The sequence below is a fragment of the Methylomonas sp. Uni0009 genome (genome assembly GCF_054188105.3).
Genome location: NZ_JBTAFN010000001.1, coordinates 238,510 through 255,788, shown reverse-complemented (window position 1 = coordinate 255,788; position 17,279 = coordinate 238,510). Strand labels below are relative to the sequence as shown.

At 47.6% G+C, this 17,279-nt stretch carries 16 protein-coding genes and 1 pseudogene; 7 read left to right on the top strand and 10 right to left on the bottom strand.

Annotated elements, in window-relative coordinates:
- Positions 1-31 precede the first annotated feature (31 nt).
- The 4 genes from ACWAU0_RS01195 to ssb form a co-directional block, all read right to left on the bottom strand.
- Positions 32-1,033, bottom strand: a complete 1,002-nt coding sequence (locus tag ACWAU0_RS01195; protein WP_278211022.1) for a YqaJ viral recombinase family nuclease — start codon at positions 1,031-1,033, stop codon at positions 32-34.
- Entirely contained in the window at positions 1,033-1,365 is a 333-nt protein-coding gene (locus ACWAU0_RS01190; protein WP_278211023.1) for a hypothetical protein, read from the bottom strand. The genes ACWAU0_RS01195 and ACWAU0_RS01190 overlap by 1 nt, the downstream gene beginning before the upstream one ends.
- Before the next feature lie 119 nt (positions 1,366-1,484).
- Positions 1,485-2,537, bottom strand: coding sequence for a phage recombination protein Bet (bet, locus tag ACWAU0_RS01185; RefSeq protein ID WP_278211024.1), 1,053 nt, complete (start codon positions 2,535-2,537; stop codon positions 1,485-1,487).
- A 144-nt stretch (positions 2,538-2,681) separates the two neighbouring features.
- On the bottom strand, positions 2,682-3,227 hold the full coding sequence (ssb, locus tag ACWAU0_RS01180; RefSeq protein WP_458138075.1) for a single-stranded DNA-binding protein: 546 nt from the start codon (positions 3,225-3,227) through the stop codon (positions 2,682-2,684).
- A 333-nt stretch (positions 3,228-3,560) separates the two neighbouring features.
- On the opposite strand from ssb, the gene ACWAU0_RS01175 reads away from it, so the two are divergent.
- Positions 3,561-4,235: a hypothetical protein gene (locus ACWAU0_RS01175; RefSeq protein WP_278211025.1), complete on the top strand. Its 675-nt coding sequence runs from the start codon at positions 3,561-3,563 to the stop codon at positions 4,233-4,235.
- Positions 4,232-4,431, top strand: a pseudogene (locus ACWAU0_RS01170) (DUF7706 family protein). The gene ACWAU0_RS01175 and the pseudogene ACWAU0_RS01170 overlap by 4 nt, the downstream one beginning before the upstream one ends.
- Before the next feature lie 53 nt (positions 4,432-4,484).
- On the opposite strand, the gene ACWAU0_RS01165 reads toward ACWAU0_RS01170, so the two are convergent.
- The 6 genes from ACWAU0_RS01165 to ACWAU0_RS01140 form a co-directional block, all read right to left on the bottom strand.
- Complete coding sequence (locus tag ACWAU0_RS01165; protein ID WP_523070752.1) at positions 4,485-5,336, bottom strand: ComEC/Rec2 family competence protein; 852 nt, start codon at positions 5,334-5,336, stop codon at positions 4,485-4,487.
- 103 nt (positions 5,337-5,439) lie between these two features.
- The gene (locus ACWAU0_RS01160) at positions 5,440-6,537 is read right to left on the bottom strand and encodes a patatin-like phospholipase family protein (RefSeq protein WP_064025905.1); all 1,098 of its coding nucleotides are present in this window, start codon (positions 6,535-6,537) and stop codon (positions 5,440-5,442) included.
- Positions 6,537-8,789: an anti-phage 6A-MBL system cap2_3 protein gene (cap2-3, locus tag ACWAU0_RS01155; protein ID WP_278211027.1), complete on the bottom strand. Its 2,253-nt coding sequence runs from the start codon at positions 8,787-8,789 to the stop codon at positions 6,537-6,539. The genes ACWAU0_RS01160 and cap2-3 overlap by 1 nt, the downstream gene beginning before the upstream one ends.
- Complete coding sequence (gene mblB, locus ACWAU0_RS01150) at positions 8,789-9,949, bottom strand: anti-phage 6A-MBL system MBL-fold protein (RefSeq protein WP_064025901.1); 1,161 nt, start codon at positions 9,947-9,949, stop codon at positions 8,789-8,791. The genes cap2-3 and mblB overlap by 1 nt, the downstream gene beginning before the upstream one ends.
- 161 nt (positions 9,950-10,110) lie before the next feature.
- Positions 10,111-10,407, bottom strand: coding sequence for a hypothetical protein (locus ACWAU0_RS01145; protein ID WP_278211028.1), 297 nt, complete (start codon positions 10,405-10,407; stop codon positions 10,111-10,113).
- Between the two features lie 71 nt (positions 10,408-10,478).
- Entirely contained in the window at positions 10,479-10,649 is a 171-nt protein-coding gene (locus ACWAU0_RS01140; RefSeq protein WP_197484904.1) for a hypothetical protein, read from the bottom strand.
- A 116-nt stretch (positions 10,650-10,765) separates the two neighbouring features.
- On the opposite strand from ACWAU0_RS01140, the gene ACWAU0_RS01135 reads away from it, so the two are divergent.
- The 5 genes from ACWAU0_RS01135 (at position 10,766) to ACWAU0_RS01115 (ending at position 17,275) form a co-directional block, all read left to right on the top strand.
- Positions 10,766-11,671: a WYL domain-containing transcriptional regulator gene (locus tag ACWAU0_RS01135; RefSeq protein WP_278211029.1), complete on the top strand. Its 906-nt coding sequence runs from the start codon at positions 10,766-10,768 to the stop codon at positions 11,669-11,671.
- A 78-nt stretch (positions 11,672-11,749) separates the two neighbouring features.
- On the top strand, positions 11,750-14,131 hold the full coding sequence (locus ACWAU0_RS01130) for a type I restriction-modification system subunit M (RefSeq protein ID WP_278211030.1): 2,382 nt from the start codon (positions 11,750-11,752) through the stop codon (positions 14,129-14,131).
- A 6-nt stretch (positions 14,132-14,137) separates the two neighbouring features.
- Positions 14,138-15,241, top strand: coding sequence for a PDDEXK nuclease domain-containing protein (locus ACWAU0_RS01125; protein ID WP_348637040.1), 1,104 nt, complete (start codon positions 14,138-14,140; stop codon positions 15,239-15,241).
- Positions 15,234-16,523, top strand: coding sequence for a restriction endonuclease subunit S (locus tag ACWAU0_RS01120; RefSeq protein WP_281021173.1), 1,290 nt, complete (start codon positions 15,234-15,236; stop codon positions 16,521-16,523). Before ACWAU0_RS01125 ends, ACWAU0_RS01120 begins: the two co-directional genes overlap by 8 nt.
- Entirely contained in the window at positions 16,520-17,275 is a 756-nt protein-coding gene (locus ACWAU0_RS01115; protein WP_281021172.1) for a Fic family protein, read from the top strand. Before ACWAU0_RS01120 ends, ACWAU0_RS01115 begins: the two co-directional genes overlap by 4 nt.
- The last annotated feature ends 4 nt before the right edge of the window (positions 17,276-17,279 follow it).

The following is a 17,279-nucleotide window of genomic DNA, read 5'->3' as shown; positions in this document are numbered from 1 at the left end:
ACAGCGTTTATGCCGAGACTGAACCCGTAGCTCAGAACCAGTAATCCACGCCTGCGATGTCTTTTAAGACTTCCGCATCAAAAGGCACTTCCGCGAGCCGACCGCTGTCATCACGACAGGTAATGCGCACCCTTGGAGTGGGCAATTTACGGTAGCGGTCGAGTACAGCGTCGGTGACATCCGGCAATAACGCCTTCATCACCGCTTTGTAATCAATCGCGCCTTGGCTCTGAAAACGACTGACCCGTAATCCGGAATGTTCAGCCAGCAGATACTCACCCATTAACGACACCAGGTTTTGCTCGATGTCGGATTGATGGGCTTCCAAAGCTTTAAGCTGGGCTTTCAAGTCGTCGATTTTCGTGGCATGGCTGCGATAGTTCGCCGCCAGTTGCTGCCATTGCTGTTCAGACAGACCTTGCGGTAAATACAAATCCCGCTCCGGTTGCTTGTCAGGTTCCTTGCGGTTTTTGACCTTTGCCCAGAATTCCATGGCGGTATCGACCAACTGACTGAGAAATACCTCATCCCGTTGGATCTCAAACGTCACGTCCTGACCTTGATGGTAGAAAAACAAAAAGCCGCGTTGAGCCTCTGCTACCAGTATTTGCTGTTGCACTTGGCACCAGTAAAGCTGATAGGCTTCGGATTGTTCGCGGTTGAGCACGACATCCAGAAAGGTCGATTCATGCGGACATTTGATTTCTACCGGCTCGTTTGTGTCCGATAAGCCATCAAACGACGCCCGCATCAGTGGAAACTGCTCGGACTCTGCACAAAGTGGTAGTAGCATGACATCGTGCTGTTCCTCGAAGCGTTGTAAGGCTTCAGGTTCTTGCGCGATACCGATCCGAATCAACGGATTGTTATCTAGGTTAGCTTTGAGCACGAGGCCGACCTTTTCGGCCCACAAGCGCCAAGGGGTTTTGTGTGGCGAACGATTCATAATAATCGCCGCCTCACTGGCACTGACGCCTTGGGCTCGCCAAGCACACCATTCGTCCGATCGCTGCGAGACATTGATGATGTTCATCACGACTGCTCCTGCAAGCGAATATGACAACCGAGGTGCAGTGTCGATAACCCGCGCCTAACGAGTTGATGATTACAGCGCCTGGCCCAGTGATAATCCGCAAAGACCAGCAAAATCTGATCGACATTAGCAAGATAAAGCCCGCCATAGCTTTCGACCAAACTTTGCAATTCAGTCGGACTAGGCACAGGAATTTCATGCACCGAATGGCCTGGATTTATGCTGCGCTCCAAGTAACTGCGTCCATGTCGGCGTAATACCGTTGGTGAATCGTAACGATGCCAGTCGGTATGACACGGTAGGCGGTTTGATGATTGATCAATAGCATTCATGACATCTCCTTCAGTAAAAAGGCGCCATGACAATCACCCCAAGGGCGATACAAGGCGCCCTGGTAGGGTTGAAAATGACCAGCGAGTGGCTGGCAGTTAAAGGTTAAAACATCAAACGATTAGCGATGCGTGCCGAGCGTTTCCCGTGCTTGGGTGAGCGCTTCAGAAGCAGGATCGGACATCGGCGGTATGGCCGTGCTGTCAATCGGATGCTGGGCATCAGTTGACGTTGCCATGGCCGCTGTCGAGGCTTTGTCCAATTCCGCAATGGCAAAGGTCAAATCCAGTCCGACAAACTTGTTGTTGGCATAGTCGTAAGCCGCTTTCCAGGCCCCAGCCAACGCGGTACGTCGGACCAGTTCACTAACCGCTTTTTGCACCTTGGGTGAAATCATCGATAGATCAATCACCCGCGGTGGCTCAACAGTGCCGACATTCGCATCATCGCGAAACACTGCTTCGTCAACGCGACTGGCTGTGCCATTAATCACACTGCCATCATTGATGTCGTCGATGCTTTTGCCATCCATTTCCTCTGCGGCATAGCCACATTCCTCAGGAAAGGCCGCACGCAGTGAAGCCGCTTTACCGCACTTGGCCAACTGACCTTTTGGCCGTTTGATCCACATAGCGGTGGGTACTTGCGAGTTTTTACCGCCAGCGGTGCTATACGCTTCTTGCCAATACACTTCTTCGGTGAAGGCACAGCGCTTGCCGCTGACAATCCGGTACACGGTTACCGCAACCCATTCGGGAAACGTCACGGTGACACTGGATTCTTGCCATTGGTCGTTGTCGTCCTTATAGCGACCGCTAAAGGTTTTGGTGATATCGGGTCCCCATACGGGGCGATCCATTCCAGCCCAAACCCCGGTGCGCGAGGCTGTGGTCTGGATTTCCATAATGGACGGCCAAACGGTTTCGACATTACGGCCCAAGGCGGCACTCCACATCGGCACCACATGCACCGGCTTTTTGAAAATATCCAGCTTGCGAGCTTTGCAGTAATCCAGCGCCATTAAGATGGCTTCGGGCGTTTTAGCCGTTGGGAAAGTCACTTCGGTAAGCACTTTCCAGGATTGCTCGGAAAGGCCATAGACCTGGTTGGCGTCAATCGGCATCAGCAGATTGCGGGTTTTGGGTGGGTAATGGGTACGGGATTGATTGCTCATTGCGTGTCTCCTTAAAAAGTGAGGACGCAATGCCCCAGTCGGGGAATGACGTCCCCATGGGGTAAAAAACACCGACATAGCAACGCTATTCGGCAAATTGTGAGTAGTTCAAGCCGGTTGGCCGAAAGTCACTAAAGCGGTTGATCAGAAAAACGGGATATCATCGAAATCCTCATCCATACCTGCAGCATCAGATGCAGTGGATGGTGAAGAAGTCGGATGGGCATGGCCATTGGTGCCAGACGAATCGCCTGCGCGATCCAGCATTTGCAGTTCATGAGCCACGACTTCCGTGCGGTAGCGCTTTTCGCCATTTTTGTCCCATTGCTGAGTGCGAAGCGTGCCTTCCACGTAAATCTGGCAACCTTTCTTCAAATACTCGCCAGCGGTGTCGGCCAGTTTTTTGAAAAAAACCACCCGATGCCATTCCGTACGTTCTTGTTTGGCGTTTTTTGTATCTTTCCAGACTTCGCTGGTCGCCAAACGCACTGCAACCACTTTGCCGCCGTTATTGGGTAGATACCGAATATCCGGATCAGCGCCAAGACGACCCAATAAAATAACTTTATTCACACCACGGTTTGCCATGATCAAATCCTCCAATCGGCCGCGCCCGACAGTTAAAAATAAACCCATCTGCGCGGTGATGGGGATCGTCCTGGAGGCATCATCCCGGTTGGGAAAATACATTCCCGGACAGGGTAAAAACAAAATCACATCAGGCTTGACGCACCTGATACGACGATGAACACCATCGCCGCCGCTTAACAACGGAACGCCGGCTAATGCCGGATTCAGTCGTCTTGAAAGACAACATGAAGGGTTGGGTGGAGTTGCTGACAGGAAACCGTTTCAGCAAAAGCACTGTCGGTTTGGCCATCAAACAACTGTCGAGGCCATTGAAGCAGAAAACATTTGGAGGGATCTTGCAGCAAATGTCGTATTCGTCATTAGCTGCAAAAGGCATTAAAAAATCTTGGCTTACTATCGGGTGCTATCCCTCATCGTGAACCAGGAACGCAAATGGCAGAAATTTCCGCAACGATTAAACCCGCTCGACTTGCGATTAGCCGTCCGGTGTTTGAACGAACTTTCAAGATTAACAGCGAGCAAGCCATTCGCGTCATACGCAATAGTTATGAGCGCTTGATTCGATCGCTGTATGCGATTGATGTGATTTTGCGCATCGTTGGTCAGGAACAAGCCGTCGATGAAATTGAAGCTATTGTCAGTATGATGATTACCGAATGTGCCGAACAACTTCAGCAGGAAAAAGCCCGTCTGGAGAAATTGAAAGCGGATAACGGGATTGCTGAAATACCCACCTACACCCATCCCCGCGAATTCGTGGCTCGGATTGCCTCGCCGCAAATTGCCCAGTTTGTAGAGTTGATTCGACTGCTCGATCAACTGATGATGGTCATGGATACCTTGTGGCTATGCCAGGTCATCGACAATAAGCATTGTGTGGATGCCCGGTACCATTGGCAGCAACGGTTACAGCGTTTGGCTAATCGAATTGTCACCATCGAACGGCAGGCGCATCGGGAAGCGTATGCACAAGGGCATGGTGAAGAGGTGCGGTTGGCTCGGCAAGAATCTGGTCTTCAAGATGAGCCGGAAACCGTAACCGAAGACGAATCCGTGATGGATGAATCCGATTCATCGCAAAACACCGGTAAGGCGGGGTCAAGATGATCACGAACCGGGATGAAATAACCTTGATGGTGTCATTATCCGATCAGGAAGCTTGGGATCTGGCGCAGTTTTTAAAGCGTGTCGGTTTGCCGAATTTCGCACTAATGCTGTAGATGGTGATGAGGCTTACCGGATGCAAGCAGCTGCGGAAAAGATCAAAAGCGGCTTGGCGGCAATTGGCTATAGCCCACGATAGCCGAATAATTTCGGCTAATCGGACATCATTGTTTGCTATTACAGAAGTTTTTACTACCGTTTTATTCCCTTAAAACCTGGTCTAAGTAAGTTCCGAAAACTATCAGAATTCATGGATAGCCAGTGTGCTTTTCGTGGCTTGTATTTAGTGGATGACGATATTTTCTCTGAATTGCTATAAAGATTTGTTACTTGATAGCTTGAGCTATGATTACCCGTTGACTCGATTACTACATCGCCGGTTTTAGTTGTAACAAGTTGAATATCTTGTTCATATAGCAGCTTTCTAACTTCAGTACTGGGGTGGTCATACTGATTGTCAAAGTTGCTACTACAAATTGCAACCGAAGGCCTAATATGTTCAAGAAATTTCTTGTTAGTAAAGCCATTGTCAGCTCCGTGATGTGCGAGAATCATAATATCCACTTCGCGACAGAGTGTTTTACATCGACGCAGCATTGCAGCGATATTTTGATCCTCAACATCACCTAGGCTCAGTACGTTAAATGATCCACGGCGGAAGAATTTAATCGTCGAATTATTGTTCGCTGAAGAATATAGCTGCTTGGGATGATAAAAAATGTCTCTGTAGCCTAATTCAGATGCAGTATTCAAAGAGGCGATATACGGTGGATCTATAGATTGTGTTTTAACCAAATATCCGTTTGATTTAGATTCACGCTGATATGCTCTAATTTTAGATAAACACGCTTTGCCGTTTTCTGTGTGCGGTTCATATCCTGGATATTCAATTTTAATCGGTAGCAGGTTGGTTAATATCCAGTTTAATCCAGAGGTGCTGCAATGATCCTGGTCCCAGCTTGTTATATGTAGTGTGTCAATCTTAGTTTTTCCACAGATTAAGAGTTCATCCTTAAGCTGAGGGTTGTTTAAATCAGTAATCACACTTTCGATTAATGTGAAATGATCATTTGCATAATAGGAGAACGATGATCCTGCTTGACCCAACTGATAAGCCCGAAAACGAGTTACTACCGACCTAAGTGCATTAGACATTTGGTTTTGTTAATCCATATTGTGTTTCTACTTGAAGAGTAACGCGATATCCATGTTCTGCCAGCAAGTCAAACTCATTGTGTTTAAGTTTTCGAAGGGTAGTTGGAAATCCGGCTGCAAACCTCGAAGACTCACATTCCAAACCTTCAGTAACTGGAGAATTAATATATAAATAAGCACCACCAAAAGGTTCTTGTTTTAGAAAATTGGCAAAAGATCGAACGCGTAATGCACGGGTTTGGTCAGACATGATGTCAGCGACTCTGGCCAGCCGGAAAGGATTCAGAGCAAAATATGAAAAGCCAGTCTTGAGGGGGGCTCCAGCGTCAGAAACGATTATAAGTTCACCTCGGTGTTTTGGCTTTCCATTTCCACCGTCAAATAAGGGTTCAAGCCCGAGGTTGTCGTACACACCACCATCATATAGATGAAGTTGTCTAAAACTTAAGTCAATCTTCTGTTCTTCACCAGTTGGCGCATTCCATGATGATCGTTTGAACCACTGAAATTCGGTAGTATCAATCTGGAGTGGTCCGAACCCTCCGGGAAATGCTGCGGATACAGCTAGCGCATTTGCCAAGGGAAATTTACCGGGAGCAGCATATCCAATGGTGTAATCTCCAATGCTATTGCGTTTGAACCGAAATCGCTTTCCGTTTTCAGCGGTCGTTCCGTTAATTGACCACTCTGGTGTTTGAGGCAAATTGTCAAGATGTTCGATAATTTCCCACTCCTGTTTTAATGCCAAAGCAAGGAGATTTGCACGGGAAAATAGAAATTGCCAATTTTGGGGTTTCAGAAGTTGACGCACTGCACCCCACTGCAAACTGCGGCTACAAAGTTTTTCTCGTAGCGTAGGGTATATTTCATTCAGAAATTGCGTGGATGTTGGCCATTGCATTTCTGCTTCTTTTAACATCAGACCGATCAATAAACTTCCACCAGAAACCGTAGAAATGCGGTGAACCTCCTCTAGCAAGCCTCTTTCAGCCAGAACGCGAAGTACTCCCAAATGGAACACCATAGCGCGTATGCCACCACCCGAAAGCGCTAAGGAAATTGGTTTGTTTTTCGAAATCGATGTGTTCATTAGTCTACAATCCCCTTCAATATTCGAATGTCATGTTCACCGACAATAAGCGAGATGGCAGGTAGCCCATCGTCAGCCATATTTAAACTAAGATAGGTTAATTGAGATATGTCATTCTGGCTCGGCGTAGCGGAATAGTTTTTCGGATGGCTATGCCATTCACCGATATATTGGACAATACCGGCTGTTCTTTTAGAAGCTTCGGCGATCCTCTCCATAAGACCTACTGTGCCTCTTTCAAATGAATTTATCGTTGACACGCTGTCTGGAGGTGCTACCAATGCGTCAACGATTACTATAGACTTGATATTGAAATCGATATAACCAATCAATACGCCTCCAGTTTCGCAGGGTAAAGCAAGATTCCGAAGACTTCGAAGCTTTTCTTCTAATCCATAATCAATACTAATTTCAAGATTTTCGAAATCTAGTTTTCTTTCTTGATAAACGGCCTGTTGATAAGAATTAACATTGCCCAATTCGGGGTCTCGCTCCCAAATACGAATAGCTGCTTCGGGATGGATGGAGATTTGTTGAACCTGTTCAGCTAGTGTTGCTGCGTGTGCAATTATTCTGGAATAAGGTAAGACCGTAGAAATATCACGACAACTAGCACCGCTCCAAAACGTTCCAAGGTTGGCTTTAAGATGGTTTTCACCCCAAGGGCTATTGATTACAGCACGGTAGTATTGAGCTTCAATTGTTCTAAGGCGAATTGCACGTGCTTTATCTTCAGCAAGAAGCACTGCTGCATTACCATCGGGGGTTATAAAGACTGATATATGTCTCGCAAAATTATCCTGCAAGCTAGCAAAACGGGGGTAATCTAAAGTCGTCGATGCGTCGACAACCAGTTTGTTTGTAGACAGGGCTTCTTTAGTATTTGAACTTGGAATTGTTACATCGTCGCAAATTGCAACAATCGAGCTTGCCCCCATTGTCATCGCATCATGCAAATCTGCTACGGCTTCTGACTTATTAAGGCCCAGTTGTGTGCCAAAGGCAATGTGACGAGCCAGATTGTGTGGCTTTAAATGATCCTTATCCACTACGGTCCATTGACCCCATCCACTTCGCGCCCATAAATTCAGCATTGCGCTACCGAGGGAACCAGCTCCAATAAGGACACTTTGCTCACCTATATCCGTCAATCCAGACTGCGCGCGAGCGGTTGCGGAATCCAAAGTCCGCAAAATCTCCAATGGGAAAAGCAAATTTTCGCGCCAAGAAGCGTTTTGGCTGACAGAAAGTTTGCCGAGGCCATCTTTGTAAAACAACTGGTTGTGAACAATCAATGTTCCCAGTTCCTTACCCAAATTTAAGGCGCCTGTTTGCATTAAAAAAGCACGTACAGCTATTTTTTCGGGTGTCGTATTTTCGCTCCTACAGATGGGGATAAATAACAGTATTACAGTCAGGGTTCCGTCTGAATTGACCGGAACACCTTTTTCATCGACTAATTGTTCAATTTGACGTTGGAGATCTGAGTTTAAATCGACATTTCGCTGATTTAGCAGATCTGCCAATTCCCCTAAAGTTGATGGGTTATGCTCAACATGACCATGAACAATTGGCGGTAATCGAAGCGTGATGGGTTTAATACTAAATTTATTGGATTCGGCTTGAGAAGCTGGCAAGATAAAAAACGTAACACTTTCATTTGCTCTTTGGGGCCCTGTTGCAATCAAGAAATTTTGACTCTGGTCTTCGATAAGCGTATCGAAATCCCATGGCAAAATCAGTTCGTATGGCGAGTTAAAAAATAATTGTTCGACAGGCTGATCGGCTGGATGAAGTTCTCCGGTAGCGGATTTCTCAAGCCACCATTGCACACGGCGGAGAAAGTTTTCCGCAGTCCATGTTCTTAAAACTGCAATAGGAGGCTCGAAATATAAACATAAATTGGCAGGCGTGTTCTCCCTGACGCTATTCAGATGCATTAAAAGCGGAAAATCTTTACGTAGCGCCAACACTTCAACAATTTTTGTTGAATTCTCTGGAATGCAAATAGCCAGCCGTTCACGGAAATTGATCCCGAAAACATTGTTCGGAGGGATGCTATGACACTCTACATCAAGAACGATGTATTCAATGGCAGGAAGCGCGTCATTAATACTTTTGAATAATTGTTGAATGTGAAAATCATTATTCTGATTAGTAGCTGCATAGATTGCCTGAGCTCGCAGGCTTTTAAGCTGCGAGCTATTTTCCAGTTCGACAACATTTTCCAGCGAAAAGTACTGGGTATTCATTAGCCAGCTCGGGGTGGTCTGGATGTGATAATAGCTGCAGCCCCAACACTTGCTGTGCTTCGGTTAAATATGACCCCAGAAAACGAGATAGTAAATTCCAAGGGTTTCGGCTTGTTAGAGTTTGGTTCTTCCATGGTTACCAAAAGTGTTCGCCCGCCAACTTCTCGAAGATAGCGGTTATAGGCTTTTCGAGTTTGAATATGAGGAGGTTGAATTTGCTCATACCCATCCTTGTTATCAAGAATAGGTTTGCTGGAGCTTACTAAGTATGCGTCCTTTTTGCCTTGAAGCAACAACTCCTTAACTAAAGGTTTAGGTGTCGTTTCTTTTTCCCCTTTGTCATCACTCATTGCCAGATAGCTACAATGATGAGGAAGATTGTAGAGATTCCATTTAAGTCGATCATGATTGTTATGAGCACGGGTTATCGTCACGATCTCTTCAAGCACCTCCCACTCGGCATCACCAACTTGCAGGAAGTCATAAGTCAAACCATCGGCAAGGAAGCGGACATTAAGAATCAAGGCTGCACGATTTCTAATGACATCTGAGCCATCTTCACAGTGTTTAATAAATGGCGAATGGCAGAAGAACTCAACTCCGTCGCTATATAGCGAAAATCCTGGAACCAGCTTTCCTGCGTCTACGAACAAGTGATCTCGTGCAGAGGGTAGTTCACCTCTTTCCTTAAGTTTTGGTATTAACCAATCCATCAAAGCAGGTGGTTTGGAAAAAACCAAGATATCCTTACCCTCAAGTAATCTATATCTTGCTTCTTGCCTGAGAATGACAAATTCGTCGCTCTGCTGGTCATTAGTAGCTTCTTCGAGCAGTATTGCCGCTGGAACCCATAACTTCTTAATTTTGATACGATCATTACCCTGATATTTAGCTGCATATTGCAGTTCAAAGAAATCCGTACTGCCACAAATGTGATCCAGGTCAGCATGTGTAAACGCAACCACATCGAAATAATCACGATTTTCTGCAGCTAACTCTTGTTTAAGTTGCGACTTGAGATCTATCAATGGACTGTCTTGGTCTTCACCGTTGCGGCGATGGCAAAAATCAAATAGCACTCGCCGACCACTCGATAAAACTATCTGACTCGTATCGCCATTGCCTACCGGATAAAAGAAAACTTTATGGGTTGTAGTCATTAGCTTATTCCTTTGTTGAGAGGTCGTGGGAGCTGAGCGTTGTTAGCGCTCTATTGTGGTGAGTGCTAAATACTATATACAGTGATAAAATCTAAGTCAATATCATATATATTGTGTTTTGAGTGGGTTATTAAGGCGGTAGATTGAGGGGGAGGACTAATTCAATAGCGATGATCTCTAGCGAAAGCTTGATATGACTTCACGCCAAAAAGCACTGCTAGAGCAGCGATCATCAGTGGCAGCAGAAAATATATCCAGCCAAAGATGTGAACGGATTGCCCTAGATATGGCGAAGTTGATGCTCTTATATATTGGTCAACGGCCCAGTCCGCTGTCCAAAATGACGCAAACGTCAAAACAGCGCCGACAACCCCACCGACCGGCCAATACATATCGGTTAAATCGGACAGAACATCAAACAAGCCTTCCGATGTAGATTTTCTTCTTCTGCGACCCATGGGGCCTCCAACTATTGAGTTATGAATGCGGCTTTATCGAGTCATCTCAACCGTCAAAAGCCGCGGGTTAATTACTTTTCCTTCGTTACGCCCTTGAACGGCTTGCCGTCGGACTTAACATCCATGAATCGACCGGTATTTGTGTCACGCTTGACCCAATGGCCTGAAGGCGTTTGGGTTTGCGAGCGTTCACGCACGGCGCCATTGCGATGACCATCGCCTGCGGGTGGATTTGTAGCCATATCACCTCCTATAGGTTATAAAAAATGATCTATATGGAAATAATATATAATCAAATTGATCATGTCAATTATTCAAAAAGTTGATTTATGCGTTAAAGTCTTTAGAATGCATCTCTATGAATAGCGAAACGCAACCAACATCAACCTTAGAAGCACAGAGCCAAGCTCAACGAGAACGGCTCATCTTTATTGAATTTCGTTTGTATTTTCTTGGAGACATTGGGCGCCAAGACTTAATGCAGCGGTTCGGTATAGCGCCCGCGGTTGCTACAAGAGATTTTGCCCTGTACCGCGAGCTGTTCCCGAACAACATCGATTTTGATAACAAGTCCAAATCCTACGTAATTGCACGAACATTCTCTCCGGCATTCCAACACTCTGCGGAACGTGTATTAACCGCGCTATCACGCGGATTCGGCGATGGCATCGGAGGCAGTAGCGAGCCGTTGCTGACATGCGAATTACCGAAAGTGCTTAATCAGCCTTCGATGGAAATCCTGGCACCAATTGCTCGAGCGATCCACCAACGAAAGATCGTCAGCATCGACTACACCTCACATAGCAGCGGATTTTCGACACGCGAAATCGCGCCGTTTGCTTTGGTCAATGATGGCTTGCGTTGGCACGTCCGCGCCTATGATCGTAAAAGACCCGATTTTCTGGATTTCGTCATCACTCGGATACCGAGAAGCCAGTTAATCGAAGAGGGACAGGTGTTACCTCACGAACTGCCTAGTGCAGACATTCAATGGAACAGGATCGTGGAATTGGATTTGGTGCCACACCCCAATCAGGAGCACCCCGAGATCATCGAAAACGACTATGGGATGACCGATGGCGTATTGCATTTGAAAATGAGAGCCGCCGCTGCCGGCTATGTTTTGCGGCAATGGATCGTCGATTGCTCATCCGGGCATAGCCAGCAAGGCAATGAATATCGGTTATGGTTAAGGAATCACCTGGCGCTCTACGGTGTTTCCAGTGCCAAGTTTGCCCCTGGCTATGAATTTCCCGAGGTTTGAAAGCCCAAACGCAATACCCGTGGGGCACAAGTCAAATAGGGACACGTTTTTTACGAATTGGACAAGTAAAACCCACGCATGAATCACGCAGCACACAATAAACTCGTTTCATTTATCTGGTCGATCGCCGACGATTGTCTGCGCGATGTCTACGTCCGCGGCAAATACCGCGATGTCATCCTGCCGATGGTAGTATTGCGCCGCCTGGATGCGCTGTTAGAGCCCAGTAAAGACAAAGTCATGGAAGAGTTGGCGTTCCAGAAAAACGAGATGGGCCTGACCGAACTCGACGATAACGGCCTGAAAGAAGCCTCCGGCTATGTGTTTTACAACACCAGCAAATGGACGCTCACCCAATTATTAAAGACCGCCACCAACAATCAGCAAATCCTGCTGGCGAATGTCGAAGACTACTTGAACGGCTACAGCAGCAACGTCAAGGAAATCATCGACAAATTCAATCTCAAAACCCAAGTTCGGCACATGGCCGGCAAGGATGTTTTGCTCGGCGTCCTGGAAAAGTTTACCTCGCCCTACATCAACCTCACACCGTACGATAAGGAAGATCCTGATGGCAACCGGCTGCCAGTCCTTAGCAATCTGGGCATGGGTTATGTCTTTGAAGAGCTGATCCGAAAATTCAACGAAGAAAATAACGAAGAGGCCGGTGAACACTTCACGCCCCGCGAAGTGATCGAGTTGATGACCCATCTAATCTTCGATCCGGTAAAAGATCAACTCCCTCCAGTCATGACCATCTATGATCCGGCCTGCGGTTCCGGCGGCATGCTCACTGAGTCGCAAAACTTCATCAAGGACGAAGAGGGCGCTATTCGCGCGACTGGCGATGTCTATTTGTACGGCAAGGAGATCAACGACGAAACCTACGCCATCTGCAAATCCGACATGATGATCAAGGGCAACAACCCGGCCAACATCCGCGTCGGCTCCACGCTGTCCACGGATGAATTTGCCGGCACCCGCTTTGATTTCATGCTCTCCAATCCGCCTTATGGCAAAAGCTGGGCCAGCGAGCAGAAATACATCAAAGACGGTGGCGATGTGATCGATGCCCGGTTTCGGGTGACGTTAAACGACTATTGGGGCAGGCCGGAAGCGCTAGATGCCACGCCGCGTTCCAGCGACGGCCAGTTGCTGTTTCTGATGGAAATGGTCAGCAAAATGAAGCCGCTGGATAAAAGCGCTGGTTCAAATAAAGGTGGTTCGCGCATCGCTTCCGTGCATAACGGCTCCAGCTTATTCACTGGCGATGCCGGTAGCGGCGAAAGCAATATTCGCCGCCACATCATCGAAAACGATTTGCTGGAAGCCATTATTCAATTGCCCAACAACCTGTTTTACAACACCGGCATCACCACTTATATCTGGTTGCTATCCAATCACAAGGCGCCCGAACGTAAAGGCAAAGTACAACTGATTGACGCCAGCCAGCTTTACCGCAAACTGCGCAAAAATCTTGGCAATAAAAACTGCGAATTCGCTCCGGAACATATCCAGACCATCGCCGAAACCTATTTAAACTTGGCCACTCAAGAGCGTCAAACTGATGAAGCGGGTATCGCCGCTCGGGTCTTCGACAACAGCGATTTCGGCTACTACAAGGTCAATATCGAACGCCCGGACCGCCGCAAGGCTCAATTTAGCCAGGAACGGATTGAAACCTTACGTTTCGACAAGGCGTTAAATCAGCCGATGCAATGGATTTACCAGCAATGGGGCGATGCCGTCTATCAACCCGGCTGCCTGGAACAACACGAAAAAACCATTCTGGCCTGGTGCGAAGATAACGAACTGGGTCTCAACGCCAAAAATCGCAGCAAATTGCTCAGCCTGGATACCTGGCTGAAACAACAAAACCTGATGCAGACAGCGCAAGCCTTGATGGCGGCTATCGGTACCGACCAATCGAGCGATTTTAACCAATTCAAGGTTTCCGTCGACGCCATACTCAAGGCGCAAGCGATCAAGCTGACCGCCAGCGACAAAAACGCTATCCTCAACGCCGTCAGTTGGTATGACGAAACCGCCGAGAAAGTCATCGCGCAAACCTTCAAACTCAATGGCGATATGCTTGAAAAAATCTTGCAACGCCTGGATTGCAGCGAAGATGAGCTACCCGATTTTGGCGTTTACCCCGCCGGCAAAAAAGGCGAATACCTCAGCTACGAAGCCAACGCCGATTTGCGCGACAGCGAATCGGTGCCATTGAACGACCAGATTCACCGCTACTTCCGAGCCGAAGTGAAACCGCACGTCGCAGAAGCTTGGATTAACCTGGATTCGGTCAAAATCGGTTACGAAATCAGCTTTAACAAATATTTCTATCGGCACAAACCGCTGCGTACTATGAATGACGTGGCTCAGGACATCATCGCCCTGGAAAAGCAGGCCGAAGGCTTGATTGCCGATATTCTGGGCATTGACGTAAACCTGCTATAGGCGACGATGATGCACGATGCCGAACCATTGAAATCAGCAAGCGAACATCCGTCGCTATCCGATGGACTAGCGCCGCTTTTCAGCAACATTGCTCTGGTTATTCAACAGTCACGTCAGCAAGTGCAGCAGGCCGTGAATAGTGCGATGGTGCAATGCTACTGGCAGATTGGCTGTTTGATTGTCGAACATGAACAACAGGGACAGGTGCGCGCCGCCTACGGTAAGCAACAATTGCAAATGCTTTCTGAACGACTCACTGCGGAATTTGGTAAAGGCTTAGACATCACGAATTTACGTAAAATGCGACGATTTTATTTAAGCTTTCCAATTCGAGAGACAGTGTCTCTCGAATTGAGTTGGTCGCATTACAAGCTATTGGCCAGCATCGAAAGCGACCAAGCTCGCGCATGGTATCAGCAGGAAGCCATTCAGCAATGCTGGAGCGTGCGGGCACTGGAACGGCAGATCGACAAACTCTACTACGAACGCCTGTTGTCCAGTCAGGATAAAGCACTGGTTCAAGCCGAGGCGCAGCAGCATATCGCCCATGAAAACCAGCGGCAACAGCAACTGCGGCCCCATGATGTATTGCGTGACCCCTATATTCTCGATTTTTTGAACCTACCCAGCCAGCATTTGTTGGAATCCGATCTGGAACAAGGCCTGCTGGATAACCTGCAAGCCTTCCTGCTGGAATTGGGTAAAGGCTTTGCCTTTGTCGCCCGGCAACAGCGCATCCGCACCGAAGACCAGGACTTTTACATCGATCTGGTGTTTTACCATTTCAAGCTGAAGTGCTTTTTACTGATTGACCTGAAACTGGGCAAGCTCAGCCATCAAGATGTCGGCCAGATGGACAGCTATGTGCGCATCTACGACCAACAGCAACGCTCGGCGGACGACAACCCGACCATCGGCCTGATCCTGTGCAGCCAGAAAAGTGAGGCGGTCGTGAAGTATTCGGTGTTGACCGACAGCGAACAGTTGTTCGCCGCCAAATACCTGCCGTTTTTACCGACCGAAGCCGAGCTGAAACGCGAGTTGGAACGGGAGCGCATTAAAGTACAGGCGGAATTGCTGAATAAAACGGACGAGGCGGACGATGATTGAGCAACTGACGGAAATGTCGAGATATGAGGCTTATAAGGATTCCGGCGTGGAATGGTTGGGGGAGATTCCTGAGCATTGGACATTAACTCGTTTAGGTACACGTTTTGAAGAACGCAGGCAAAAAGTTTCTGATAAAAACTTTCCTCCCTTGTCAGTCACGAAAAATGGAATATTGCCGCAATTAGATACTGCCGCAAAAACTAATGATGGCGACAATAGAAAATTGGTAAAAAAAGGCGACTTTGTCATCAATAGTCGCTCAGATCGAAAAGGATCTAGTGGAGTTTCCGATAGGGATGGCTCTGTTTCTCTGATTAATATTGTGTTGACGCCAAACGGAATTTATCCCCAATACTGTAACTTTCTTTTGAAAAGTAACGCGTTTATTGAAGAGTTTTATCGCATGGGACATGGAATTGTTGCCGACCTTTGGACTACTCATTATGACGAGATGAAGTCGGTCATTTTGGGAGTACCGCCTCTACTTGAACAAACCGCTATCGCCGCTTTTCTGGATCGTAAAACCACGCAGATTGACCAAGCCGTGGCGATCAAGGAACAACAAATCGCCTTGCTGAAAGAGCGCAAACAAATCCTGATTCAAAACGCCGTCATCCGTGGTCTTGACGCCAATGTGCCGATGCGCGATTCCGGCGCTGAGTGGATCGGCGAGATTCCAGCGCATTGGGAAATACTCGCAAACCGTGCTTTGTTCAGGCAACGCATTGAACCAGGTGAAGAAGGTTTACCGTTATTATCAGTTTCAATTCATACGGCAGTTTCTTCAGAAGAAATATCGGATGAAGAAAACATCCGCGGCCGAATCAAAATTGAAGATAAAACCAAATATAACTTGGTTCATCCCGGGGATATAGTTTTCAATATGATGCGAGCTTGGCAGGGTGCAATTGGCGCAGTAGCAGTAAAAGGTATGGTCAGCCCTGCCTATATTATTGCTACACCGAGTCAAAAAATAGCCTCTTCATATTTTGAGTATCAATATCGTTGCCCGGAATTTATTCAACAAATGGACAGAAATTCAAAAGGAATTACCGATTTTCGGAAAAGACTGTATTGGAATGAGTTTAAGCAATTAATGACTGTCGTTCCGCCTATTGAGGAACAAACCGCCATCGTCATCCACATCGAAACCCAGTCCACCAAAATCGACCAAGCCATTGCCATCCAGCAACAACAAATCGATAAACTCAAGGAATACAAAGCCACGCTGATCAACAGCGCCGTCACCGGCAAAATCCGAGTTCCTGAGGTTGCCACATGAACGCTGTCGACACCTTGCTCGAACAAGCCGATGCCTTGCTGAGCCAATTGCAGCAATACCGCGATTGGGATAGCCGCAGCGTGGACAAGGCCACCGACATCGAATACACCTACGACAGCAACCGCATCGAAGGCAACACGCTGACCTTGCGCGAAACCGATCTGGTGATCAACAAGGGGCTTACAATCGGCGGCAAGACGCTGGTCGAACATTTGGAGGCAATCAACCATTACGAGGCGGTGGAACTGATCCGCGAGATGGCCTGCCACGATGCCCAGTTCAATCGGCACGACTTGTTGACCTTGCATGCCTTGGTCTTGCGCGGAATCGACAAACAGTATGCTGGTCGGTTTCGAGATATTCCGGTGATGATCGGTGGTAGCCGGCATACGCCGCCGCAATCCTGGCTACTGGAAGAGCAGATGGCTGGATATTTTGAGTTCTATGCGCAAAACCGGCAAAGCCTGCATCCGATTGTGCTGGCTGCCGAGCTGCATGAACGGCTAGTGACCATTCACCCGTTTGTGGATGGCAATGGCCGCACCGCGCGCTTGGTGATGAATCTGGTTTTGCTGCAACACGGCTACCCCATAGCCATTATTCACGGTGACACCGAATCCCGGCTGGCGTATTACGATGCCTTGGAGCAATGTAACTTGGGGCAGGATAAACAGTCTTTTCATGGTTTGATTACCGAGAAGGTCATCGAAGCCTTGCAGCGCCGATTAGCGCTACTTCAACAAAAGGAGTGATCAC